This window comes from Pantoea sp. Ep11b (assembly GCF_040783975.1).
GTDB lineage: Bacteria > Pseudomonadota > Gammaproteobacteria > Enterobacterales > Enterobacteriaceae > Pantoea.
In genome coordinates this window covers 2,740,537-2,764,849 of sequence record NZ_CP160631.1, presented here as the reverse complement: position 1 = coordinate 2,764,849, position 24,313 = coordinate 2,740,537, and the positions used below count along the sequence as shown (strand labels likewise).

The 24,313-nt window shown below is 61.9% G+C and carries 25 protein-coding genes; 20 read left to right on the top strand and 5 right to left on the bottom strand.

What is annotated here, in order from left to right; translation table 11 throughout:
• Positions 1–18: 18 nt before the first annotated feature.
• The 14 genes from phnF (at position 19) to phnE (AB1748_RS13100) (ending at position 11,318) form a co-directional block, all read left to right on the top strand.
• A complete protein-coding gene (gene phnF / locus AB1748_RS13165) occupies positions 19–732 on the top strand; it encodes a phosphonate metabolism transcriptional regulator PhnF (protein WP_111141388.1) in 714 nt (237 codons plus the stop codon).
• Positions 732–1,178 (top strand): phosphonate C-P lyase system protein PhnG, encoded by a 447-nt coding sequence (gene phnG / locus AB1748_RS13160; protein ID WP_111141389.1) that lies wholly within the window; start codon positions 732–734, stop codon positions 1,176–1,178. The genes phnF and phnG overlap by 1 nt, the downstream gene beginning before the upstream one ends.
• The gene (phnH, locus tag AB1748_RS13155) at positions 1,178–1,753 is read left to right on the top strand and encodes a phosphonate C-P lyase system protein PhnH (protein WP_111141390.1); all 576 of its coding nucleotides are present in this window, start codon (positions 1,178–1,180) and stop codon (positions 1,751–1,753) included. The genes phnG and phnH overlap by 1 nt, the downstream gene beginning before the upstream one ends.
• Positions 1,753–2,829 carry a carbon-phosphorus lyase complex subunit PhnI gene (locus tag AB1748_RS13150; RefSeq protein ID WP_293771543.1) on the top strand — a complete coding sequence of 359 codons (1,077 nt, stop codon included), beginning with the start codon at positions 1,753–1,755 and terminating at the stop codon, positions 2,827–2,829. The genes phnH and AB1748_RS13150 overlap by 1 nt, the downstream gene beginning before the upstream one ends.
• Positions 2,822–3,670 (top strand): alpha-D-ribose 1-methylphosphonate 5-phosphate C-P-lyase PhnJ, encoded by an 849-nt coding sequence (locus tag AB1748_RS13145; RefSeq protein WP_293771540.1) that lies wholly within the window; start codon positions 2,822–2,824, stop codon positions 3,668–3,670. The genes AB1748_RS13150 and AB1748_RS13145 overlap by 8 nt, the downstream gene beginning before the upstream one ends.
• The gene (gene phnK, locus AB1748_RS13140; protein ID WP_111141393.1) at positions 3,660–4,421 is read left to right on the top strand and encodes a phosphonate C-P lyase system protein PhnK; all 762 of its coding nucleotides are present in this window, start codon (positions 3,660–3,662) and stop codon (positions 4,419–4,421) included. Before AB1748_RS13145 ends, phnK begins: the two co-directional genes overlap by 11 nt.
• Positions 4,422–5,135: a phosphonate C-P lyase system protein PhnL gene (gene phnL, locus AB1748_RS13135; RefSeq protein ID WP_367395588.1), complete on the top strand. Its 714-nt coding sequence runs from the start codon at positions 4,422–4,424 to the stop codon at positions 5,133–5,135.
• Positions 5,132–6,268, top strand: a complete 1,137-nt coding sequence (gene phnM / locus AB1748_RS13130) for an alpha-D-ribose 1-methylphosphonate 5-triphosphate diphosphatase (protein ID WP_367395587.1) — start codon at positions 5,132–5,134, stop codon at positions 6,266–6,268. The genes phnL and phnM overlap by 4 nt, the downstream gene beginning before the upstream one ends.
• Positions 6,268–6,804 (top strand): ribose 1,5-bisphosphokinase, encoded by a 537-nt coding sequence (phnN, locus tag AB1748_RS13125; RefSeq protein ID WP_367395586.1) that lies wholly within the window; start codon positions 6,268–6,270, stop codon positions 6,802–6,804. The genes phnM and phnN overlap by 1 nt, the downstream gene beginning before the upstream one ends.
• 53 nt (positions 6,805–6,857) lie before the next feature.
• Positions 6,858–7,628: a phosphonate metabolism protein PhnP gene (phnP, locus tag AB1748_RS13120; RefSeq protein ID WP_293772103.1), complete on the top strand. Its 771-nt coding sequence runs from the start codon at positions 6,858–6,860 to the stop codon at positions 7,626–7,628.
• A gap of 79 nt (positions 7,629–7,707) precedes the next feature.
• Positions 7,708–8,535 carry a phosphonate ABC transporter ATP-binding protein gene (gene phnC, locus AB1748_RS13115; protein ID WP_367395585.1) on the top strand — a complete coding sequence of 276 codons (828 nt, stop codon included), beginning with the start codon at positions 7,708–7,710 and terminating at the stop codon, positions 8,533–8,535.
• 26 nt (positions 8,536–8,561) lie between these two features.
• Positions 8,562–9,488, top strand: a complete 927-nt coding sequence (gene phnD / locus AB1748_RS13110) for a phosphonate ABC transporter substrate-binding protein (protein WP_367395584.1) — start codon at positions 8,562–8,564, stop codon at positions 9,486–9,488.
• An 88-nt stretch (positions 9,489–9,576) separates the two neighbouring features.
• On the top strand, positions 9,577–10,437 hold the full coding sequence (gene phnE / locus AB1748_RS13105) for a phosphonate ABC transporter, permease protein PhnE (protein WP_111141537.1): 861 nt from the start codon (positions 9,577–9,579) through the stop codon (positions 10,435–10,437).
• Positions 10,434–11,318: a phosphonate ABC transporter, permease protein PhnE gene (gene phnE, locus AB1748_RS13100; protein WP_111141540.1), complete on the top strand. Its 885-nt coding sequence runs from the start codon at positions 10,434–10,436 to the stop codon at positions 11,316–11,318. The genes phnE (AB1748_RS13105) and phnE (AB1748_RS13100) overlap by 4 nt, the downstream gene beginning before the upstream one ends.
• Here the strand turns inward: phnE (AB1748_RS13100) and AB1748_RS13095 are convergent.
• Positions 11,272–13,875, bottom strand: a complete 2,604-nt coding sequence (locus AB1748_RS13095) for an ATP-binding protein (protein WP_367395583.1) — start codon at positions 13,873–13,875, stop codon at positions 11,272–11,274. The two genes, phnE (AB1748_RS13100) and AB1748_RS13095, sit on opposite strands and share 47 nt — an antisense overlap.
• Positions 13,876–14,022: 147 nt before the next feature.
• Between AB1748_RS13095 and AB1748_RS13090 the strand changes: the two genes are divergently transcribed.
• The 4 genes from AB1748_RS13090 to AB1748_RS13075 all read left to right on the top strand — a co-directional run bounded on the left by AB1748_RS13090 (position 14,023) and on the right by AB1748_RS13075 (position 18,284).
• Entirely contained in the window at positions 14,023–15,537 is a 1,515-nt protein-coding gene (locus tag AB1748_RS13090; RefSeq protein WP_367395582.1) for a sugar ABC transporter ATP-binding protein, read from the top strand.
• 10 nt (positions 15,538–15,547) lie between these two features.
• Positions 15,548–16,528, top strand: a complete 981-nt coding sequence (locus AB1748_RS13085; RefSeq protein ID WP_111141546.1) for a ribose ABC transporter permease — start codon at positions 15,548–15,550, stop codon at positions 16,526–16,528.
• Positions 16,529–16,618: 90 nt separating this feature from the next.
• Positions 16,619–17,557, top strand: a complete 939-nt coding sequence (locus AB1748_RS13080; protein WP_111141548.1) for an ABC transporter substrate-binding protein — start codon at positions 16,619–16,621, stop codon at positions 17,555–17,557.
• A 43-nt stretch (positions 17,558–17,600) separates the two neighbouring features.
• Complete coding sequence (locus AB1748_RS13075) at positions 17,601–18,284, top strand: D-lyxose/D-mannose family sugar isomerase (protein ID WP_111141550.1); 684 nt, start codon at positions 17,601–17,603, stop codon at positions 18,282–18,284.
• Between the two features lie 56 nt (positions 18,285–18,340).
• Here the strand turns inward: AB1748_RS13075 and AB1748_RS13070 are convergent, their stop codons facing one another.
• A complete protein-coding gene (locus tag AB1748_RS13070; protein WP_367395581.1) occupies positions 18,341–19,231 on the bottom strand; it encodes an AraC family transcriptional regulator N-terminal domain-containing protein in 891 nt (296 codons plus the stop codon).
• A gap of 135 nt (positions 19,232–19,366) precedes the next feature.
• Between AB1748_RS13070 and AB1748_RS13065 the strand changes: the two genes are divergently transcribed.
• Entirely contained in the window at positions 19,367–20,092 is a 726-nt protein-coding gene (locus AB1748_RS13065; protein WP_367395580.1) for an SDR family oxidoreductase, read from the top strand.
• A 33-nt stretch (positions 20,093–20,125) separates the two neighbouring features.
• Here AB1748_RS13065 and AB1748_RS13060 read toward each other — a convergent pair whose 3' ends face one another.
• The gene (locus tag AB1748_RS13060; protein ID WP_293771513.1) at positions 20,126–20,869 is read right to left on the bottom strand and encodes a response regulator; all 744 of its coding nucleotides are present in this window, start codon (positions 20,867–20,869) and stop codon (positions 20,126–20,128) included.
• Positions 20,870–21,291: 422 nt separating this feature from the next.
• Between AB1748_RS13060 and AB1748_RS13055 the strand changes: the two genes are divergently transcribed.
• Positions 21,292–22,590: an NCS2 family permease gene (locus AB1748_RS13055; RefSeq protein WP_233499003.1), complete on the top strand. Its 1,299-nt coding sequence runs from the start codon at positions 21,292–21,294 to the stop codon at positions 22,588–22,590.
• Positions 22,591–22,945: 355 nt separating this feature from the next.
• On the opposite strand, the gene AB1748_RS13050 is transcribed toward AB1748_RS13055, so the two are convergent.
• Both AB1748_RS13050 and AB1748_RS13045 read right to left on the bottom strand, forming a co-directional pair.
• Positions 22,946–23,611, bottom strand: a complete 666-nt coding sequence (locus tag AB1748_RS13050) for a PAS domain-containing protein (RefSeq protein ID WP_111141203.1) — start codon at positions 23,609–23,611, stop codon at positions 22,946–22,948.
• A gap of 4 nt (positions 23,612–23,615) precedes the next feature.
• Entirely contained in the window at positions 23,616–24,299 is a 684-nt protein-coding gene (locus AB1748_RS13045; protein ID WP_111141202.1) for a helix-turn-helix transcriptional regulator, read from the bottom strand.
• Positions 24,300–24,313 lie beyond the last annotated feature (14 nt).

Below are 24,313 nucleotides of genomic sequence, written 5' to 3'. Positions count from 1 at the left end.
CGTGAGGATTTCATCGTGATGGAGTTATCCAGACATCCGACCACTGTCTATCAGGCCGTTGCCGCCCAGCTGGAGCAGGCGCTGAAAGAGCGTTATCGCTGCGGTGACTATCTGCCCTCCGAGCAACAGCTCGCCGATCACTATGCGGTGAACCGCCACACGCTGCGTCGGGCGGTGGATGAGCTGGTGCAGAAAGGCCTGCTCCAGCGCCGCCACGGCGTCGGCATCCTGGTGCTGATGCGGCCCTATGACTATCCGCTGCATGCCCAGGCGCGCTTCAGCCAGAATCTGCTGGAACAGGGCAGCCACCCGACCAGTGAACGGCTGCTGGCGGTGCTGCGTCCGGCCAGCAACGACGTCGCCAGTGCGCTGGGCGTGAAAGAGGGCGACAACGTCATTCATCTGCGCACCCTGCGCCGCGCCAACGGCGTGCCGCTCTGCCTGATTAACCACTTCCTGGCCGATCTCAGCTGGTGGCCGCAGCTTCAGCACTTTAACAGCGGCTCGCTGCACGACTTTCTGGTGGAGCACACCGGCAAACAGCTGGTGCGCACCCAGACGCGTATAAGCACCCGCCGCGCGCAGGCCAAAGAGTGCCGCCAGCTCGATATCGCCCTGCACGCGCCACTGCTCTGCGTGCGCACCCTGAACAAAACCTGCGATGGCGCGCTGGCGGAATACTCCGTCAGCCTGACGCGCGGTGACATGATCGAACTGACCCTGGAGCACTAATGGAACAGCAAACGGATCGCCAGCGCTGGCTGTCGGTACTGGCCCACAGCAACGCCGCCATGCTGGAAACCCACTGGCAGGCGCTGAATCTCCAGCCCGCATTCACCCTGGTCCGTCCGGCGGAGATCGGGCTGACGCGGCTTCAGGCGCGGATGGGCGCGACCGGCAACCGCTTTGTCATGGGCGATGCCACGGTGACGCGAGCGGTGGTGCAGCTGGAGGATGGCACCCTGGGTTACAGCTATCTGCTGGGGCGCGACAAAGCGCATGCCGAGCGCTGCGCCCTGCTGGATGCGCTGCTGCAGCAGCCGGAAACCCGGCCGTTGCTGGAAGAGAAGATTATTACCCCGCTGGCGGCGTGGCGTGAGGAGCAGCGTCAGCTGCGCGCCCGTGAAATCGCCAGCAGCAAAGTGGATTTCTTTACGCTGGTTCGCGGAGATAACTGATGACTTTACTGGCAAGTTTTAACCATCCGGTGGCGGATGCACAGCGCGCGTTTCGCCGCATTCTGAAAGCGATGAGCGAACCGGGCGTGATGGTCTCGCTGCCCCTGCAGCAGGGCTGGGGGGCACTGTCGCCTGCCGCCACGGCGCTGCTGCTGACGCTGGTCGATCAGGAGAGCCCGATCTGGCTGGATGCAAAAATCGACAGCGAGCAGCTGCGCAGCAACCTGCGTTTTCATACCGGCGCGCCGATCAGCAGCGGGCAGGATGCCCCGTTTGCCCTGAGCCATGCGGCGGCGCAGCCCGATCCGGCGCAGTTTGCGGCCGGTGACAATCTCTCACCGGAAAAAAGCACCACGCTGATTATCGAAGTGCCGTCGCTGAATGGCGGCTTAACGCTGCGCCTCTCCGGACCGGGCCTGCGGGAAACCCGCGCCATTGCGCCGCAGCTGCCGGAGAGCGTGCTGGAATACCTGCGTGCCCGGCCGCATCCATTCCCGCAGGGCGTGGATCTGATCTTCACCTGTGGCGAAGCGATGATGGCCGTGCCGCGCACGACCGTTGTGGAGGTGTGCTGATGTATGTCGCGGTCAAAGGGGGCGAGAAAGCGATAGCCCATGCCCATCAGCTGCAGGCCGATCTGCGGCGGGGCGATCGGGCGGTGGCGGAACTCGGCTGCGACCAGGTGGCGCAGCAGCTTGGGCTGGCGGTCGATCGGGTGATGACCGAAGGCGGCATTTACGATCCGGAACTGGCGGCGCTGGCGATCAAGCAGGCCAGCGGCGATCTGGTTGAGGCGATCTTCCTGCTGCGCGCCTATCGCACCACGCTGCCCCGGCTGGCGGAAAGCACGCCGCTGGCGACCGGCGCGATGCGCATCGAACGCCGCATCTCCGCCGTCTATAAAGATTTGCCGGGCGGCCAGGTACTGGGGCCGACCTATGACTACAGCCACCGCCTGCTCGACTTTACGCTGCTGGCCAACGGTGAGACCCCGGCCGCACCGCGCGACGATAACCAGATGACCGGGGCGTGCCCGCACATGTTCAGCATGATGAGCAGTGAAGGGCTGGCCACCGAAGAGGTGGATGATGGCAGCGAGCCTGCCGATATCACCCGCGAGCCGCTGCATTATCCCACCTCGCGCGCAGCACGGCTGCAGCAGCTGGTGCGCGGCGACGAAGGCTTTCTGCTGGCGCTGGGTTACTCGACCCAGCGCGGGTATGGCCGCACCCACCCGTTTGCCGGTGAGATCCGCACCGGTTATGTCAGCGTCAGCCTCTGTCCCGAAGAGCTGGGCTTTGAGCTGGAGATTGGCGAACTGCTGCTGACGGAGTGTGAAATGGTCAACGGCGTGGCCCACAGCGAGGCGGCGGCACCGCACTTCACCCGCGGTTACGGCCTGGTCTTTGGCCGCGCCGAACGCAAGGCGATGGCGATGGCGCTGGTGGATCGGGCGCTGCAGAGCCGCGAACAGCAGGAGCGCATCACCAGCCCGGCGCAGGATGAGGAGTTTGTGCTGTCGCACGCCGACAACGTTGAAGCTGCGGGCTTTGTCTCACATCTCAAGCTGCCGCACTACGTCGATTTCCAGGCCGAGCTGGCGTTGCTTAAGCAGCTGCAGCACGATTATCAGGAGCGCAACCATGGCTGAACTCACCGGCTATAACAACGGCTATCTCGACGAGCAGACCAAACGCACCCTCCGCCGCGCCATCCTGAAAGCGGTGGCGATCCCCGGCTATCAGGTGCCGTTCGCCGGACGCGAGATGCCGATGCCCTATGGCTGGGGCACCGGCGGTATCCAGATCACCGCCAGCGTGATTGGCGATCAGGATGTGCTCAAGGTGATCGATCAGGGCGCGGATGACACCACCAATGCGGTGTCGATCCGCCAGTTCTTTAAGCGGGTCAGCAATGCCGCCACCACCGAGCGCACCGCCGATGCGACCCTGATCCAGACCCGTCACCGCATCCCGGAAACGCCGCTGGAAGAGGATCAGATCCTGATCTTTCAGGTGCCGATCCCGGAGCCGCTGCGGTTTATCGAGCCGCGCGAAACCGAGACCCGCACCCTGCACGCCCTGGAGGAGTACGGCATCATGCAGGTGAAGCTCTACGAAGATATCGCCCGCTATGGCCATATCGCCACCACCTACGCCTATCCGGTCCGGGTCAACGATCGCTATGTGATGGACCCCTCGCCGATCCCCAAATTCGACAACCCGAAAATGCACATGATGCCCGCACTGCAGCTGTTTGGTGCCGGCCGCGAAAAACGCATCTACGCGTTGCCGCCTTACACCCGCGTGGAAAGTCTCGACTTCGAGGATCACCCCTTCACGGTTCAGCAGTGGGATGAACCCTGCGCGCTGTGCGGCTCGCGCCACAGCTATCTGGATGAGGTGGTGATGGATGACCAGGGCACGCGGATGTTTGTCTGCTCCGACACCGATTTTTGCCATCAGCAGCAGGAACAGCACCATGCACAGTGAACAGCCGCTGCTTGCGGTCAGTCAGCTCACCCATCTCTATGCGCCGGGCAAAGGGTTTGAGCAGGTCAGTTTCGATCTTTATCCCGGCGAAGTGCTGGGGATTGTCGGCGAGTCCGGCTCCGGTAAAACCACGCTGCTGCAGAGCCTGTCGGCGCGCCTGGCTCCCCAGCAGGGCACCATTCTCTATCGGGGAGGCGATCTCTGGCAGATGAGCGAGAGCGAGCGCCGTCGCCTGCTGCGCACCGAGTGGGGGGTAGTGCATCAGCATCCGATGGCGGGGCTGCGTCCGCAGGTCAGCGCAGGGGGCAACATCGGCGAACGGCTGATGGCGACCGGGCAGCGCCACTATGGCGACATCCGCGCCGAGGCGAGCCGCTGGCTGCAGGCCGTGGAGATCGATGCCGGTCGCATCGACGATCTGCCCACCACCTTTTCCGGCGGCATGCAGCAGCGTCTGCAGATCGCCCGCAATCTGGTGACGCAGCCGCAGCTGATGTTTATGGATGAGCCAACGGGCGGGCTGGATGTCTCCGTGCAGGCGCGCCTGCTGGATCTGCTGCGCACGCTGGTGCGTGAGCTGAATCTGGCGGTGATCATCGTCACCCACGATCTCGGCGTGGCGCGACTGCTGGCGCATCGCCTGCTGGTGATGAAACAGGGGCGGGTGGTGGAGAGCGGTCTGACCGACCGCGTGCTGGACGATCCTCATCATCCCTACACTCAACTGCTGGTCTCTTCGGTGCTCAATTAAATGACGACGAATACTGCCCGCCTGCGGGTTGAAAATCTCTGCAAGACCTTTGTGCTGCATAACCAGAATGGCGCGGCGCTGCCGGTGCTGCATAACGCCAGCCTCACGGTGGGCGAGGGCGAATGCGTGGTGCTGCACGGTCACTCCGGCAGCGGCAAATCCACGCTGCTGCGGGCGCTGTATGGCAACTATCAGCCCGACAGCGGTCATATCCGGATCGCCCATCAGGGTGACTGGATCGACATGGCGCAGGCCCCGGCGCGCCAGATTATTGCGCTGCGGCGCGATACCCTGGGCTGGGTCAGCCAGTTTCTGCGGGTCATTCCGCGGGTGCCGACGCTGGAGATCGTGATGCAGCCGCTGCTGGAGCGTGGCGTTGAGCGCACCCTCTGCGAGGCGCGGGCCGCTGAACTGCTGAGCCGCCTCAACGTTCCGCAGCGCCTCTGGTCGCTGGCGCCCTCCACCTTCTCCGGGGGCGAGCAGCAGCGGGTTAACATCGCCCGCGGTTTTATCGCCGACTATCCGGTGCTGCTGCTGGATGAGCCGACCGCCTCACTCGACAGTGTGAACAGCGCGGCGGTCGTCGAACTCATTGAACAGGCGCGCGCCCGGGGTGCCGCCATCGTCGGTATTTTTCACGATCGGGCGGTGCGTGAGCGGGTGGCTGACCGGCTGCACCTGATGCAGCCGATCGAAACAGGAGCGCAGGCATGATCATCAATAACGTCAGACTGGTGCTGGAAAACGAAGTGGTGAGCGGCTCGCTGGAGTTCCGCGATGAGCGCATCAGCAGCTTCAGCGAAACCAGCAGCCAGCAGCCGGGTGCGCTGGATGGGGAAGGGGCCTGGCTGCTGCCGGGGCTGGTGGAACTGCACACCGATAATCTCGACAAGTTTTTCACGCCGCGACCCAAAGTGGACTGGCCTGCGCATTCGGCGATGAGCAGTCACGATGCGCTGATGGTTTCCAGCGGCATCACCACCGTGCTGGACGCGATTGGCGTCGGCGATGTGCGCGACGGCGGACACCGGCTGGACAACCTCAGCAAAATGATCGACGCCATCCGCGACAGCAACCGCAAAGGGCTGAACCGGGCCGAGCATCTGCTGCATCTGCGCTGTGAGCTGCCGCATCCCACCACGGCGTCGCTGTTTGAGGCGCTGATGGGCACCCCGGAGCTGGCGCTGGTGTCGCTGATGGACCATTCACCGGGCCAGCGGCAGTACGCCTCGCTGACCAAATATCGCGAATATTATCAGGGCAAATATCAGCTCAATGATGCGGAGATGGATCAGTTCGAACATGACCAGCTTACCCTGGCGGCGGCGTGGTCGCAGCCTAACCGTGAGACGATAGCCGGGCTCTGCCGGGAACATGGTATCGCCATCGCCAGCCACGACGATGCTACCGCCGCGCACGTTGAGGAGTCGCACGCGGCGGGCAGCCGCATCGCCGAGTTCCCGACCACGCTGGAGGCGGCGCGCGCCTCGCGCTATCGCAACATGCAGGTGCTGATGGGCGCGCCCAACATCGTGCGGGGCGGCTCCCACTCCGGCAACGTCGCCGCCTGGGAGCTGGCCGCCAGCGGGCTGCTGAACATTCTCTCTTCCGACTACTACCCGGCCAGCCTGCTGGATGCCGCGTTCCGGCTGGCGCAGGATGCGCGCAACAGCCTGGGCATGGCGCAGGCGATCGCCCTGGTCACCTGCAATCCGGCGCACGCGCTGGGGCTGTTCGATCGCGGGGTGATCGCCGAAGGCTGCCGCGCCGATCTGGTGCTGGCCCATACCGCCCACGGCTATCCGCATGTGCGGCACGTCTGGAGCAAAGGGCGGCAGGTGTACTGATGGCGCGGCTCATCTGGCTGACCGGGCCCTCCGGCTCAGGCAAGGATAGCCTGCTGGATGCGCTGCGTGCGTCACCGCCGCCCCGGCTGCTAATCGCGCATCGCTACATCACCCGCGCCGCCGATGCGGGCGGCGAGAACCATGTGGCGCTGAGCGACGCGGAGTTTGCCCGCCGCGCCGCGCTGGGGCTGTTCGCGGTGAGCTGGCAGGCGCACGGCTTCTGCTATGGCATCGGCTGTGAGGCGGAGCAGTGGCTGGCGCGCGGACAGAGTGTGGTGGTGAACGGCTCCCGGCTGCATCTGGCGCAGGCGCAGGCCCGCTTCGGCGCGCAGCTGCTGCCGGTCTGTCTGCAGGTCTCGCCTGCGGTGCTGGCGGCGCGGCTCCGTCAGCGCGGACGGGAAGATGAGGCGGAGATTGCCCGGCGGCTGGCCCGCGCGGCGCAGCCGCAGCCCGACGGCTGTCTGATCCTGAACAATGATGGCACCCTGGCGGAGACCGTCCGGCAGTTGCGCCAGCTTCTGGAGGCGCATCCATGACGCGGACGCAACCCGGCACCGGTTCCGGTGCGGATAACAACACATCGGCCTCTCTGAGACTCACGTTTCTGGGCACCGGCGGGGTGACGGCGGCACCGCTGCCGGGCTGCCGCTGCCGCGCCTGCCAGCGGGCCACACACGACCCCCGTCTTGCGCGGGCGCCCTGCAGCGCGCTGATTGAGTATGGCCGCGAACGGATCCTGCTGGATGCCGGGCTGCCGCTGCTGGCGTCCCGTTTCCCGCCCGGCACCCTGTCGCGCATTCTGCTGACGCACTACCACATGGATCATGTCCAGGGGCTGTTTGCGCTGCGCTGGGGGCAGGGCGACTCGATCCCGGTCTGGGGGCCGCCCGACCCGCGTGGCTGTGACGATCTCTACAAACACCCCGGCCTGCTCGATTTCCGGCCCGCCCTGACGCCGTTCGTGGCGCACGCCTTTGGCGAACTGCAGGTCACGCCGCTGCCGCTGCAGCACTCCCGGCTGACGCACGGCTATCTGCTGGCGTGGCATGACATCCGCATCGCCTGGCTGTGTGACACCTGCGGCCTGCCGCCCGACACCGCCGACTTCCTGCGCGGTCAGGCGCTGGACCAGCTGGTGATTGACTGCAACGATCCGCCGCGCGCCGCGCCGCGAAACCACAATGATGTGACGCAGGCGCTGGCGATCGTGGCGCTGCTGCGACCGCGTCAGACCTGGCTGACGCACCTCAGTCATGAGATGGATAACTGGCTGGCGGAAAATGCGCTACCGGAGGGCGTGCAGCCTGCCCGTGATGGACAGACGCTGCGGTGCGATGCCGCGTGGCCTGTCACAGTTTGATCATCTGGCTGTCATCCCGCGTTCATCGCGCCACGCCTTAATAAGCCGCAGAACGTAATCAGCGATGACGGAGAACAGCATGGCACAGGCCCTCTTGAAAACGGTGGTCGATAACGATCTGCCGCCAGCCAGCCAACGCGGACAAAAAGTGTTGTCAGTGCAGAAACTGAGCAAAGCGTACGGCGACACGACGGTGCTGGATCAGGTCAGTTTCGACCTGCATGCCGGGGAGCTGGTAGGGGTCATCGGCCGTTCAGGGGCCGGTAAATCGACCCTGCTGCATATGCTCAACGGCACCATCGATGCCACGTCCGGCGCGATTATCAGCGCGCAGGGGGAGGCGGAGCGTAACGTGGTGACGCTCAACAGCCGCCAGATGCGCGAGTGGCGCAGTCAGTGCGGCATGATCTTTCAGGATTTCTGTCTGGTGCCGCGCCTCGACGTGCTGACCAACGTCCTGCTGGGACGGCTGAGCCAGACCGGCACGCTGAAATCCTTCTTTAAAATTTTCTCTGACCGCGACCGGGCGCACGCTATCGAACTGCTGCAGTGGATGAACATGCTGCCGCAGGCGCTGCAGCGCGCTGAGAACCTCTCCGGCGGGCAGATGCAGCGCGTGGCGATCTGCCGTGCGCTGATGCAGAACCCCAGGATCCTGCTGGCCGACGAGCCGGTGGCGTCGCTGGATCCGAAAAATACCAAACGCATCATGGATGTGCTGCGCCAGGTCAGCCAGCAGGGCATCAGCGTGATGGTTAACCTGCACTCCATCGAGCTGGTGAAAAGCTACTGTACCCGGGTGATTGGCATTCAGCGCGGCGTCGTGCTGTTTGATGATCATCCCTCCCGACTGACCGACAGCCTGCTGCAGCAGCTGTACGGTGATGAACTTAACCAAATCCATTAACGTCCACTGTAAGAGAACCACGTCGAATGAAACTGACTTTATTAGCACTCCTGACCTCCGTCATGGCATTGGGTGTCAGCGCAGCGGATGCGCCACAACAGTTTAACCTGGGCATTCTCGGCGGCCAGAACGCCACGCAGCAGATTGGCGACAATCAGTGTGTGAAGACCTTCTTTGATAAAGAGCTGGGTGTCGATACCCAGATGCGCAACGCCTCTGACTATTCGGGTGTGATTCAGGGCCTGCTGGGTGGCAAGATCGATATGGTGCTGAGCATGTCGCCCGCCTCGTTTGCGTCGGTCTACATTCAGAACCCGAAAGCGGTGGATGTGGTCGGCATTGTGGTTGATGACAAAGATCAGTCGCGCGGCTACCACTCGGTGGTGATCGTGAAGGCGGACAGCCCCTACAAAAAGATCGACGATCTCAAGGGCAAATCGTTTGGAATGGCCGATCCCGACTCGACCTCCGGCTTCCTGATGCCGAACCAGGCGTTTAAGAAGATGTTTGGCGGCTCGGTGGATGACAGATATAACAATACCTTCTCCAGCGTCACTTTCTCCGGCGGTCACGAGCAGGACATTCTGGGCGTGCTGAACAACCAGTTTGATGGCGCGGTCACCTGGACCTCGATGGTGGGTGACTACAACAGCGGCTACACCTCCGGCGCATTTGGCCGTCTGATCCGCATGGACCACCCGGATCTGATGAAGCAAATCCGCATTATCTGGCACTCTCCGCTGATCCCCAACGGTCCGGTGCTGGTCAGCAACAGGCTGCCCGCTGACTTCAAAGCGAAAGTGGTGTCGGCGATTAAAAAGCTGGATAAAGAGGATCACGCCTGCTTCGTGAAAGCGGTGGGCGGTCAGCAGCATATCGGTGAGGCGACGGTCGCCGACTATCAGAACATCATCGACATGAAGCGCGACCTGATGAAAGGCAGCCGCGGCTGAAACTGACTTATCTTTCCCGCGCAGGCGGGAAACGCGGGATACGGCCGTCGGCTCGTTATCCCGCGGCTTTTGTGCCGGAGATCCCCCTTTGACTGAATTCGAACACTACTACCAGCGCATCCGCCGTCAGCAGAAACGTGACACGCTGATCTGGTCGCTGCTGCTGGTGGCACTCTATCTGGCGGCGGGCAGGGTCGCCGAGTTTAATCTGCTCACCGTCTGGCAGTCGCTGCCGCACTTCTTCGACTATCTGCATGAGATCCTGCCGGTGCTGCACCTGCCGCTGCTGTTTGCCGACGGTAAAACCGAAGGCTCGCTGGCGTACTGGGGCTATCGCTTGCCCATTCAGCTGCCGCTGATCTGGGAAACCCTGCAGCTGGCGCTGGCCTCGACGCTGGTGGCAGTGGGCGTGGCGGCGGTGCTGGCGTTCTTCGCCGCCGACAATACGCAGACGCCGATCAGCGTGCGGCTGGCGATTCGTGCGTTCGTCGCTTTTCTGCGCACCATGCCGGAGCTGGCGTGGGCGGTGATGTTTGTGATGGCGTTCGGCATCGGCGCCATTCCCGGCTTCCTGGCGCTGGCGCTGCACACGGTGGGCAGCCTGACCAAACTGTTTTATGAGGCGATCGAGTCGGCGTCCGATAAGCCGGTGCGCGGTCTGGCGGCCTGTGGGGCCAGCAAACTGCAGCGGATGCGCTTCGCCTTCTGGCCGCAGGTTAAGCCGGTTTTTCTCTCCTACAGCTTTATGCGACTGGAGATTAACTTCCGCTCCTCGACCATTCTCGGCCTGGTGGGCGCAGGTGGAATCGGTCAGGAGCTGATGACCAATATCAAACTGGATCGCTACGATCAGGTGAGCATCACGCTGCTGCTGATCCTGATTGTCGTGTCGCTGCTGGATAGCGTATCCGGCCAGCTTCGTCGCCGTGTAACAGGAGATCGCGCATGATCAGCCACGTACCCGATATCGCGCAGATGAAGCAGCAGCATCGCGCACTCTTCGCCGCGCAGCCGCGCTACCTGCGTCGTCTGGCGCTGATTGCGCTGGCGGTGCTGCTCTACTACCTCTTTTTCTTCTCGGTGTTCGGGCTGGAGTGGTCGCGTCTGCTGGCGGGCTGCCAGCAGCTGGGGCGCTATTTTCTGCGGATGTTTGTCTGGCATGCGTTCGCCAGCTGGCCCTTTGGCTACTATCTGTCGCAGGTCGGCATCACCCTGGGGATCGTGTTTGCCGGTACGCTGACCGCCTCGCTGCTGGCCCTGCCACTGTCGTTTCTGGCGGCGCGTAACGTGATGCACGACCGCGCCGCTAAACCGCTGGCGTTCCTGATGCGGCGTCTGTTCGACGTGCTGCGCGGCATCGACATGGCGATCTGGGGGCTGATCTTCGTGCGGGCGGTCGGGATGGGGCCGCTGGCCGGGGTGCTGGCCATCATCCTGCAGGATGTCGGTCTGCTCGGTAAGCTGTACGCCGAGGGGCACGAAGCGGTGGAGCGTTCGCCGGGACGCGGGCTGAGTGCCGTCGGAGCCAGCAGCCTGCAGAAGCACCGCTTCGGTATCTTCACCCAGTCTTTCCCGCAGTTCCTGGCGCTGAGCCTTTACCAGATCGAGTCCAACACCCGCTCGGCGGCGGTGCTGGGTTTCGTCGGCGCGGGCGGGGTCGGTCTGGTCTATGCCGAGAACATGCGGTTGTGGAACTGGGACGTGGTAATGTTCCTGACGCTGATTCTGGTGGTGGTGGTTATGGTGATGGATGTGATCTCCAGCCGCCTGCGTAAACGCTACATCAGCGGGAAGCCGGTGCCGCTGTGGCAGCCTGCTGCGCGCGATTAAGCCGTTCGCTGCGCTGCCAGGCGCGCTGCAGCGCCTGCACCAGCTGGGCCTGCTGCCAGGGTTTTGCCAGCCGTTCACACAGCGGCAGCGTCACCGGCTGGTGGCGCAGATCCTGACCGCTGATGAGCAGTGTCGCCAGCTGCGGCCAGTTCTGCTGCGCCTGGCGGATCACCTCTGCGCCGTTGATCTCGCCGGGCAGCATCAGGTCGCTGATCAGCAGGTCAATATCGGGGGTCTGCCGCAGCAGCGTCAGCGCCTCTTCGCCGTCGCCACACTCCAGCGTCAGATAACCCAGCTGATGGAGGTGCTCGCACAGGGTCTGGCGCACCGCCGGTTCATCATCCAGCACCAGCACCAGCCGGTTGCTGCCGGTCCCGGCGGGCGCAGGCGGGGGCGGGGCGACCGCCGGAGTCACGGCGGCGTCTGCTGCACGCGGCAACAGCAGTCTGACCGTGGTGCCCTGGCCCGGTGCGGTTTCCAGCTCGATCTGACCGCCCGACTGCCGCACAAAACCGTAGACCATCGACAGCCCCAGTCCGCTGCCGCTGCCGGTCGCTTTGGTGGTGAAAAAGGGCTCAAACACCTGTTCGCGCACGGCAGCAGACATGCCGCAGCCGTGGTCGATTACCTCGATTGTGACGCGGTCTCGTTTTTCAGCCCCCTCCATCCGGCGCTGGTTCCAGATACGCAGCCGGATTTCACCGCTCTGCTGGTGCATCGCATCGCGTGCATTGACCACCAGATTCATCAGCGCATTCTCCAGCTGACCGGCATCGATCCAGGCGGGCCAGCCGGGACGCTGCGCATCGATAATCAGCTGCTGTCCGGGCAGCAATGAGTGCTGCAACAGCCCCTGCAGATTATCCACCAGCGTCACCACCGACACCGAACGGGGGAACAGGGCCTGCTTGCGCGAAAAGGCCAGCAGCCGCTGGGTCAGCTGGGCGGCGCGGTCGGCGGCCTGACGCGCCCGCTCAATGCGGCTGGCCAGCGGACCGGGCATCGGCTGGCCCTCGGTCAGCGCCAGGCTGCCGATGATCACCGCCAGCAGATTATTGAAATCGTGTGCCAGCCCGCCGGTCAGCTGCCCGACCGCCTTCATCTTCTGGCTGTGCTGCAGTGCCTCTTCCAGGGTTTTGCGTGAGGTGCGATCCAGCACGGTGTTGACCATGCCCCGGCGCGGGATCGGGCTGAAGCGCAGCTCCAGCGTGCGGCCATCGGCCAGCCGGATCTCCTGCGGTTCACCCGGATCGTGCAGATCCACCGCCAGCGGGGCCAGCAGCTGCTGATAGTGGACGCCGCGATGCAGCGCGCGTGGCGCAATGCCGAGCAGCTCCGCGTACTGAGCGTTCCACACCACCAGCTGACCGCCATTGTCGAACAGGGCGAAGCCGTCGCGCATCGCCAGAAACGTCGATTCCAGCTGGTTACTCTTCTCCTTCAGCAGCCGCGAGGTGTGCGCCAGCGAGGCGGTATTGCGCGCAAAGACGTTGAAGGCGCGCGCCAGCTCGCCCAGCTCATCGCGGCGTTGCACCCCCGGAACGCTGACGTTCTGCTCGCCCTGGGCCAGCCGCGTCATCGCACCGGCAATCGCCGTCAGACCTGAACCGAGGTTGCGGTAGATATAGATCCCGGCATAGCCGGTGATCGCCAGTGCCAGCAGCACAAACAGCGCGATAAAGCCGATGATTGAATCCAGCTCGCGATGGGTGGCCAGCGTCCGCGCCTCGCTCTGCAGCGCCACCTGCTGCACCGAGGCGCTGATATCCTCATTCAGCATCGCCACCAGTGCTTTAATCCGGTAGGTGGCGTAAGCGATCGCCAGGTCGCTCTGCTCCAGGGCTTCCGCCAGCGGCAGCAGACGCTGCTGCGTCTCCAGCAGTCGCCCGACTTTCTCGCCGGTTACGCCAGCCAGTGGCACGGCCCGCCACGCGGTCATCAGCTGCTGAAGCTGCTCAATGACCGCGATCGGCGAGGGCGTGCGGATCGCGATCGTAATCAGCCGTTCAGTCTGCTCGCGCAGCGCGGCATCCGGCAGGGTCCGCTGTTCCCGCTGCACCAGCAGGCCGATATGATTGAGCAGAATCTGTGCCTGCCAGAGATCGCTCAGCATCGTGTTGCGCTGCAGATGGCGCTGATGGCCGGTCAGCAGCAGGCGGTTAATGGTCTGTTCCAGCATCAGGCTGCGGGCGCGGATCCGGGCGAGGCGCTCGGGCTGACGGGCCGCCAGCGGCGCGCTGGCCAGCAGGCTCAGCGACTGCTGCAGCGCCCGCTGATTCTGCTGCAGCCGCTGCGATTCGCTCTGATACTCCAGCGCCCCGACCACCTGCGACAGCCGGACCGCCGCCGTCGCGACGTTGGCGGTGTCCCGCGCCAGCGCCAGGCTGCCGTTCATGTCTGCCAGCGTCTGTGCCTGCGCCTGCTCCTGAATCGCCCCGGCGTGGCGGAAGCCCACGATCGCCACCACGCTCACCATCAGCGTGACCAGCACTACCAGCAGATTAAACAGCAACAGGCGCCCACGCGCCCCGGCCTGCCACGGATAACTGTGCTGCATCCCACGACCTCTTTATCACTGCAACAGTGGGCCGAGTATAGGAGCGGTCAGGCCGCGCTTTATGACAAATATGAACGGCCGCTGACATTTTCCATTTATCTGGCGTTGCTTTACTGGCGGCTATTCACAGTCGGCAGGAGCGAGGCGATGACAGCCAGACCCATACTGGAAATGCGGGGTATTACCCGGCGCTTCGGCAGCTTTTATGCCCTGAAGGGCGTCGATCTCACCGTTTATCCTGGTGAGGTTCACGCGCTGATGGGGGAGAACGGCGCAGGAAAAAGCACGTTAATGAAGATTCTGGCCGGTGCCTATACCGCCAGCAGCGGGGAAATCCTTATTGAGGGCCGGCCTTACGCCCTGAAAGGGCCGAAAGAGGCGCTGGCCGCCGGGATCACCCTGATTTATCAGGAGATCAACCTGGCACCTAACCTGACGGTGGCGGAGAACATCTTTCTGGGCAGCGAAATCGCGCCGGGTGGGCTGGTCAGACGGCGGGCGATGGCGGAGGAGGCGCAGCGGGTCATCGACCGGCTCGGTGCGCAGTTCAGCGCCTGGGATCTCGTCAGCCGGCTGAGCATTGCCGAGCAGCAGCAGGTAGAGATCGCCCGCGCGCTGCAGCGCAACAGCCGCATTCTGGTGATGGATGAGCCGACCGCCGCGCTCTCCAACCGGGAAACCGAACAGCTCTTTGCGCTGATCAAACGGCTGCGCAGCGATGGTATGGCCATCATCTACATCAGCCACCGCATGGCGGAGGTGTATGAGCTGTCCGACCGCGTCAGCGTGCTGCGCGACGGGGAGTATGTCGGCAGCCTGACGCGGGAGCAGCTTAACGCCAGCGAACTGGTGCGGATGATGGTGGGACGGCCGCTCAGCGACCTGTTTAACAAAGACCGCACCATCGCTTTCGGTGATATCCGGCTGGCGGTCAATCATCTGACCGACGGCGGCAAAGTGCACCCCAGCAGTCTGGCGGTGCGGGCCGGGGAGATCGTGGCACTGGCCGGGCTGGTGGGCGCGGGTCGCAGCGAACTGGCGCAGCTGATCTTCGGGGTTCACAAGCCGAAGGAGGGTGAGATCTGGATCGACGGTGAGAAGGTCACCATCCAGTCGCCGCGCGACGCGATTGCACGCGGCATCGGCTTCCTCACCGAAAACCGCAAAGAGCAGGGGCTGTTTCTGGAGATGGCGGCGCAGGAGAACATCGTGATGGCGACGCTGGAGCGGGATGCCAGTTACGGGATGCTCAATCGCCGCAAAGGCCAGAGCATCGCCTCTGAGGCGATCGCCTCGCTCAATATTCGCGTGCCGCATGCGCAGGTCCGGGCGGGCGGCCTGTCAGGCGGCAATCAGCAGAAGTTGCTGATCTCACGCTGGGTAGCCATCGGGCCGCGCATTCTGATCCTGGATGAGCCGACCCGAGGCGTTGATGTCGGCGCCAAAAGCGAAATCTACCGGATGATGCAGCAGATGGCGCGGCAGGGCGTGGCAATTCTGATGATCTCCAGTGAGCTGCCGGAAGTGGTCGGGATGAGCGACCGCGTTTACGTGATGCATGAAGGCACCATCGTCGGTGAGCTGGAGGGCAGTCACATCAGTCAGGAAAATATTATGACGCTGGCAACCGGTGCGCACAGCGCGTCTGCCAGCGAAGTTTAAGGAGACCACGATGACTCAACTGGCCCGCACCAAAGCGCCAACGCTGAAACGAGCCCTGATGGGCGACCTGCTGCAAACGGTGGGGATCCTGCCGATTCTTATCCTGATTGTCGCGGTGTTTGGCTTTATCACCCCCAATTTCTTTACCGAAGCGAACCTGCTCAATATTACCCGCCAGGCCTCCATCAACATCGTGCTGGCGGCAGGCATGACCTTTGTGATCCTGACCGGCGGCATCGACCTGTCGGTGGGGTCGATGCTGGGGACGACGGCGGTGGTGGCGCTGGTGGCATCGCTCGACCCGATGCTTGCCTCCCTGACTATCCCGATGGCGCTGGGGGCGGGCCTGATCATGGGGCTGTTCAACGGCATCCTGGTCGCCTGGGCCGGCCTGCCGCCCTTTATTGTGACGCTCGGCACCTACACCGCGCTGCGCGGCGCCGCCTACCTGCTGGCGAACGGCACCACGGTGATCAACTCCGATATTAACTTCGAGTGGATCGGCAATGGCTATCTCGGCCCGGTGCCGTGGCTGATTGTGATCGCCTTTGCGGTCATCGCCATCTGCTGGTTTATCCTGCGCCGCACCACGCTGGGCGTCCATATCTACGCGGTAGGTGGCAATATCCAGGCTGCGCGGCTGACCGGCATCAAGGTGGGCGTCGTGCTGCTGTTTGTCTACGGCATGAGCGGTCTGCTGTCGGGGCTGGGGGGCTTAATGAGCGCCTCGCGGCTGTACAGTGCCAACGGGAACCTCGGCGTCGGTTATGAGCTCGATGCGATTGCGGCGGTGATCCTCGGCGGCACCAGTTTTGTCGGCGGGATCGGCACCATCACCGGCACGCTGATTGGCGCGCTGATTATCGCCACGCTGAACAACGGCATGACGCTGATGGGCGTCTCCTATTTCTGGCAGCTGGTGATCAAGGGGGCGGTGATCATCATTGCGGTGCTGATCGACAAATACCGTACCCGTCACCATGTGAGCTGAGATTTAACAGGGCGGACGCGTGAAGCCGTGTCAGCCCCGGTCCAAACGCCATTAAGTGGTTGGCACTCTGAAAACAGCAGGAGAAGGTCTATGCGTTTTAATCCGATTGTAACCGGGCTGCTGGCGGCAACGCTCTTCAGTTCCGGCCTGGCTCAGGCAAAAGAACTTAAATCTATCGGCGTCACGGTCGGCGATCTGGCTAACCCCTTCTTCGTGCAGATCACCAAAGGCGCGGAGATGAAGGCGCGTCAGCTGGCGGGCGATAAAGTGAATGTGACGCTGGTCTCCAGCGGCTACGACCTCGGCCAGCAGGTCGGCCAGATCGACAACTTCATTGCGGCGAAAGTGGACATGATTATCCTCAACGCTGCGGACTCCAAAGGGATCGCCCCGGCGGTGAAGCGGGCGCGTGACGCCGGGATCGTGGTAGTGGCCGTGGACGTGGCGGCCGATGGTGCCAATGCGACCATCACCTCCGACAACACCCAGGCGGGCGCGATGGCCTGTAAATACATCTCGGACCGCCTGAAGGCCAAAGGCAATGTGGTGATTATCAACGGGCCACCGGTCTCGGCGGTGCAGAACCGTGTGGAAGGGTGCATGAACGAGCTGAAAACCCATCCTGATATCAAGCTGCTCTCTTACAACCAGAACGCCAAAGGCAGTCGTGAAGGCGGCCTGGAGGTGATGACCGGGCTGCTCTCCGCCAATCCCAAAATCGATGCGGTGTTTGCGATCAACGACCCCACGGCTATCGGGGCTGATTTAGCAGCGAAACAGGCGCAGCGCAGCGAATTCTTTATCGTCGGCGTCGATGGTTCGCCGGACGGTGAAGAGGCGCTGAAGCGCAAAAACTCGCTGTTCGTGGCGACACCGGCACAGGATCCGCAGGTGATGGCGGCCAAAGCGGTGGAGATTGGCTATGACATCCTGCAGGGTAAACCGGCGCCGGATAAGCCGGTACTGATCCCCGTGAAGCTGATCGATCGCGATAACGTCGGCAGCTATCAGGGCTGGACGGTGAAATAAGGGACGGGGCGGCACCGCCGGGTGCCGCCCTCAGGAGGCAATCATGCAACGTTCAGCGGTCAATCACTACCTGCAACAGACCCGCGAGTTTTTCCGGCAGCAGGATGTCCATCTGCCGCCGTGGGCCGACTACGGATTGAGCCAGTGGCGCACCCGCGATCCTGATGTGATGCAGGAGATTCTGGCGCTGCGGCTGGGCTGGGATCTCACCAGCTTTGGCGCGGCAGATTTCCTGCAGACCGGGCTGACGCTGTTTACCCTGCGTAACGGCTCGCCGGGTGGACGACCCTGGCATAAACCCTACGCTGAGAAGATCATGCACGTCCGCGAAGGGCAGCTCACGCCGATGCACTATCATCCACGCAAGATGGAGGACATCATCAACCGCGGCGGCGGGAATCTGATCGTCGAACTGCATAACCGGGAAGGGGACAGACTGGCGGATTCACCGGTAGCGGTGTCGCTGGATGGCCAGCGCCAGACACACGCGGCCGGTTCACAGCTGCGGCTCTCGCCGGGTGAAAGTGTGACGCTGGAGGCGGGCGTCTGGCACAGTTTCTGGGGAGAGCGCGGCTACGGCGACGTGCTGGTGGGCGAGGTATCGATGCCCAACGACGACGAAAATGACAATGTCTTTCTGACGCCGCTGGCCCGTTTCAATCCGCTGGACGAAGATGAGGCACCACGCTGGCTGCTCTGTAACGACTATTCGCACGGTTTTTTCTGAGACAACATGCAAGGCCTGGGCGTGCGCAGTGCTGCGGCGCCAGTTTCACGCGCGGCTCACCGGCGGGAATCTGTGCCGTTCTGCCTGAACAGCCTGAGGCTGCGGGCAGGGGGCAGGCCGAACAGGCGGGTATATTCCCGGGTAAACTGCGTCAGGCTCTGATAGCCCACATCGGCTGCCACGGTGGCGACGTTTCCGGGATGCCGCGCCAGTGTTTTTCGCGCCGCATAGAGCCTGAGCTGTTTCTGATACTGCAGGGGAGAAAGCCCGGTGCTGGCGCGAAAGCCGCGATGAAAAGCAGAGAGGCTCATGCCCGCGATCGCCGCCAGTTCTTCCATACGGCAGGCAGTGGCATAGTGCGTTCTCAGCCAGAGCAGCACCTTGCGAATGTTTGTGAAATGGCCGTTCACCGCCGCCGCCTGGCGCAGCAGTCCACCCTGCGGCCCCTGCAACAGCCGAAAGAGGATTTCGCGCTCCACCAGCGGGGCCATCACCCGCAGCTCATCCGGTTTTGCCAGCAGACGCACCATCCGCAGCCAGGCATCCGCCAGCGCATCCTCCACCTTATGGACGGCGATGCCGTGTGACGTCCCGGAAAAATCGGTCGCGGGCATCTGCTGAAGCAGATCGCGGATGGCCGCAAAATCGAGTGTCAGACGCGCGGCCAGATAGGGTGACGCTTCGCTGGCATCGGTGATTTCACCCGTCGCGGGCAGATCGCACAACGCGGTAAAGCTCTCTCCTGCGCAATAGCGAATTGACTGATTGCCCACCTGAAGCCTTTTCTCACCCTGGAGGATCAGGCTGACGAACGGCGGGTAGATTGCTGGTGGCAGGGCGATGGGCTGACTGACGCGATAGAGATCGACGCGCGGAATCGCGGTTGTCGTCAGGTCATCCGCCACACAGGTCAGTACCGCCTCTCTTAACGCTTCAAGCCCGGTCATCTCCGATCTCCCCGGCACGCGGTGCCAGAATGGGTGAAAAAGCAGGAACAGGCAAATTTTAGGCAGGATTGCAGCCGCCACGCAATCCGCTGAGGAGTACGCTGGCTTTCTGAATGTGTATGGCGGGGAGAAGAGATGAATATTAACGAATCCGTGATCGTGATTACCGGCGCTTCGTCGGGTATCTGGGAAGCCACCGCCCATGCGGCGTTACAGGCGGGTGCGCGGGTAATCCTGCTGGGGCGGCGTAAAACACGTCTGGATGCCCTGGCCGGAGCGTCTGCGCTGGCGCTCACCTGCGATGTGACCGATGCTGACCAGATTGATCATGCTGTCAGGGAGGGCGTGGCACGCTTTGGCCGGATCGATGTGCTGATCAACAATGCCGGGCAGGAGCTGTATGCAGCGGTTGAGGAGATTGATATCCCGCGGTTCAGGGCGCTACTCGACCTGAACCTGGTGGCCCCGCTGATGATGATGCAGGCCGTGATCCCCGTGATGCGACGTCAGGGCGCAGGCCACATTGTCAACATCAGTTCCGGGGCAACGCTGGCAACCTATCCGGGTTCGGCGGCCTACACCAGTTCCAAAGCGGGGCTGAACGAGCTCTCAGACGTGGCCAGGCTGGAGCTGGCTGACGCCGGGATTAGGGTGTCCACCCTCTATCCGTTTATGACTGACACGGAATTTTATCAGTCGGTATCCTCAGGGCAGGATGCGGCGATGGCACAGGCGCAGCAGGGTGCAGGCTTTGCGCATACTCCCGGCCGGGTCGCGGAAAAGATCCTGACAGTGATTGAAAGCGGGGAGGCTCATGCCGATCTGGTACCGCGCGCGTGGGGGGGAACGCTTGAGGGCTAGCCGCGGGCAGGCTGTGTTCAGGCCCGCGCTGATTCAGGCGATCTGGCTGGCGCGCGACGCGATCTCCGGCCTGACTACATCCGCCGAGAAGACATAGCCCAGCCCGCGGATGGTGCGGATCAGATCCGGCTGATGGGGGTTGGTTTCGATTTTCCGCCGCAGCCGCATGATCAGCACATCGATGGTGCGGTCAAACACATCAAGGCTCTCGCTATGGGTCAGCTCCAGCAGCTGATCGCGGGTCAGTACCTTGCGGGCGTGGCGAACCAGCGCCCGCAGCAGGCTGTACTCTCCCTGGGTCAGCGGCACCAGCTCGCGCTGCGGATTAAACAGCTGGCAGCGTCCATCGTCCAGTTGCCAGCCACCAAACCGCCAGCCCGTCTGGCCGGGATCGGCTAATGCCGTCCGCTCGCTGCGCCGCAGAGCCGCCCGGGCGCGCGCCACCACCACGCGGGGATTAAAGGGTTTCGCAATATAGTCATCTGCGCCCATCTCCAGGCCCACCACCATTTCTGCTTCCGATCCCATACCGGTAAGCATAATCACCAGCACCTCCGGCCGCTGCCGGTGCAGCTCCTGCAGTACCAGCAGCCCGTTGGTGTCGGGCAGCATCATGTCCAGCATCACCAGCGAGATTTCCGGGTGGTTGCTGAGCATCAACAGCGCCTCTCGTCCCTGATGACAGCGGTAAACCGTTAGCAGATGTTCACTTAACGCATCCTGCAGGACATCGCAGACGGCAGGATCATCATCCACCACCAAAATCGCTGGCTTCATGGCGCGGCCTCAATGTTGCGAAAGAGTTAATTCTGGAGTCTACACAGGCCAGAAAAGGTTGCTTAGCGAGCGTGCTGAAACGTGACCAGCTTCGCCTGTGAGAGTGCAGAAGCGTGCGCTGACGCAGAGTTTTCAGGGGGTGCGCATCCGTCGCAGGAAAACGATTGCGCAGGAACGGTGCATTGCACCATAATCGCGCCTCGTTTTGGCTCGGAATTGTCTCAGGCTTCTCCGGCCCTGCCAGGTAATCGATTGCGTCGTAAGATGGCATGGCAATTGCTTTTGGCAGTGGGTTAGTCACGGATGTCAGGCGAAATCGGTTTGTCAGTATGCAGCGGCCGCTCTCCCTTTCCCGGAAACAGAATAATCAGCATGCAACCCCCTTTGGCAAGAGAGACGGCTGTCTCCTGTATCGAGAGATGATGATGTTAGAAAAACTATTCAAACTCAAAGCGCATAACACCACGGTTCGTACCGAAATTATCGCCGGGTTCACGACCTTCCTGGCGATGGCTTATATTCTGTTTGTAAACCCGAGCATTCTGGGCGCGACCGGCATGGATAAGGGCGCGGTATTTGTCGCCACCTGCCTGGCCGCGGCGATTGGCTGTTTACTGATGGGCCTGATCGCCAACTACCCGATTGCGCTGGCGCCCGGCATGGGGCTGAACGCGTTCTTCACCTACACCGTGGTGCTGCATATGGGCTACACCTGGCAGGTTGCCCTGGGCGCCGTATTCCTCTCGGCAGTGATCTTCTTTGCGATGTCGCTGTTTAAAATCCGTGAGTGGATTATTACCAGTATTCCGCTGCCGTTGCGCGCCGGGATTGGTGCCGGTATCGGCCTGTTCCTGGCGATTATTGCGCTGGAAGGTGCGGGCATTGTCGTTGATAACCCGGCGACGCTGGTGGGCATTGGCGATCTGACCAAACCGGGGCCGCTGCTGGCGATGCTCGGCTTTATTGTCATCGTGGTGCTGGAAGCCCGTCGCGTAACGGGGGCGGTACTGATCGGTATTCTGCTGGTCACCTTTATTTCTATGGGCATCGGCCTGTCGCCGTTTGCCGGTGTCTTCTCTGCACCGCCGTCGATTGCGCCAACTTTTATGCAGCTTGATATCGCGGGTGCGTTTAACGTCGGTCTGGTCAGCGTGATTTTTGCTTTCCTGTTCGTGGATGTGTTTGATAACACCGGGACGCTGCTGGGCGTGACCAAACGCGCCGGACTGGCGGATGAGCAGGGTAACGTGCCGAAGATGGGCCGTGCGCTGATTGCTGACAGTGCGGCTGCGCTGTTTGGCTCACTGCTGGGTACTTCGACCACCACCAGTTATGTGGAATCGGCGGCGGGCGTGAGTGCAGGTGGCCGCACCGGCCTGACGGCGATCGTGGTCGCCGTACTCTTCCTGCTGGCGCTGTTTTTCTCGCCGCTGGCGTCAAGCGTACCGGTCTATGCCACCGCGCCTGCGCTGCTGTTTGTGGCGGTGCTGATGGCATCGGGCCTGGCCGAAATTGACTGGAAAGATATCACCACCGCCGCGCCGGTTACGGTGACGGCGCTGACCATGCCGCTGACCTATTCAATCGCAAACGGCATCGCGTTTGGTTTTATCACCTGGACGCTGGTGAAGCTGCTGAGCGGTCGTGCGAAAGAGGTGAATGCGGCGCTGGTGATCCTGTCGATTCTGTTTGTGATTAAGCTGGGATGGCTGAGTGCCTGAGTGATGCCTGGCGGCAGGGGAACATTACGCTGGGGCGCAGCGCAGGGGCTTCGTTTACATCGGGCTGGCGCCCGCCCCTTAACAATCCCGGCGTCCGGCTGCCACTGCGCCCCGCGAAGCGGGGTGCCCTCGTCACACCCTGCGGGCTGCGGACCGTCCGGACGCGCCGTGATAAATCCGGAAGAAGCGAAGGGAGCGCGAAGCGGCAGTGATGCAGGCCGGAGCCCGGGGTCAGGGGGCGCGGCGACTGGCGCCCCCTTACCGGTCGCCTGCTGAGGCGTTACTGAAGCTGCTCAGGCGAACGAAACCTTCCTCATAGCCCGTTTGCGCAGCGAACAAACCCACTCTCTGTGCCTCAGGTCATCAGCACATGTCCTTTGTTCAGAAAAAAAGGGGGAATGTAGTTATCCCACCCCTCCTGCATACAATGCTGCTTTAATGCAGCGATGTTAGTCACACCTGTTTTGTCGTAACAGCGTATAAGCCGGTTGCGAAGGGCCGGAGCACTGATGCCCAGAATCTCCGGCATAAGGTTCTGCTTTACCCCACAAAACAGCAACAGAATCACTTCCCATTCTCTGTCGGTGAAGGTTTTCGCGGGCCGGGTAAAGACAAAGGGTTTTCTTCCGCGTGGTCTCAGAAACGTTGAAAAGTAAAGATTGGTGATCTCAAGGTAGGTGCAGATAATAGCGTCGCTTCCGTCACTCAACGTCCACGGGCGTTTCTCGACCATAAAGGTTTTCAGCCTGTTTTCTCTTCCATATTCGAAAGTTTTAAGAACAATGCTCATTTCTTTTGTTTTGAGGATCTTTTTATCGTCATGCAGAAAATGATGATAATAATCGCTGATATCTGGCGTCAGGTCGGTATCAAATGTTCCTGCTATTGTTCCTGACGGAATGTTGAAATAGCGGTGTGCAATGCTGTTCGCATAAACATAACGTGAGGCGCTATTTTTTATAGCCCAGCCAAAGCGTGAGTTATCAAAGTAATATTTAACAGGGTCCAGCTTTGAGAACATCTGTTCATCCTTTTATTATAATATGGCCTTTCTTCAGGAAAAACGGTGGAATATAGTGATCTAACTGATTATCACGACAATACCCAATCAGCGTGGCAAGCGAGTTCAGGTTAGTCTTTCTGTAACAACTTCTTAATCTGCCATTAATGGCGTCTGCTGAAACCCCCAGTATGCTGCTTATCTCTTTTATGCTCATACCACAGACCAGCAGATACACGACTTCCCACTCTTTTTCGGTGAAAATGGATGAGGGCGATTCAAAAGTCGCATGCTGAATGATTTTACCGTCGAGTAAGGCGCCTGGTGTGATAATCCTCACAGGCCTGACGCTGACCAGCGTACCTATGCAGTGCTGTGCGTCGTCGTAGAGTGGCTCCTGAACGCTGTATACAGGCTGCATGATCTTTTCTTTGCCCTGTATGTGAGTGGTAATGGCTCTGACTGCCAGACCCGTTTTTTCAATCTCTCTTTCCTGCTGGCTGAAAAGGTCAGCAAACTCTGCGACCGGCGCAGGAATATCCCTGATATGGCGACCTTCATAGTCAAATCGTGTTGAAAGCGTTTGCCAGCTCTTAAAGGTATTATTGACATAAATAAATCGGGACTGAGTATCTTTCACTCCCCAGCCAACAACAGGATCGCTTTCAAACATTCTGATAAGCCTGGCAGGCAACATAGTTTCTTTCATAAACGTGTCCTTAC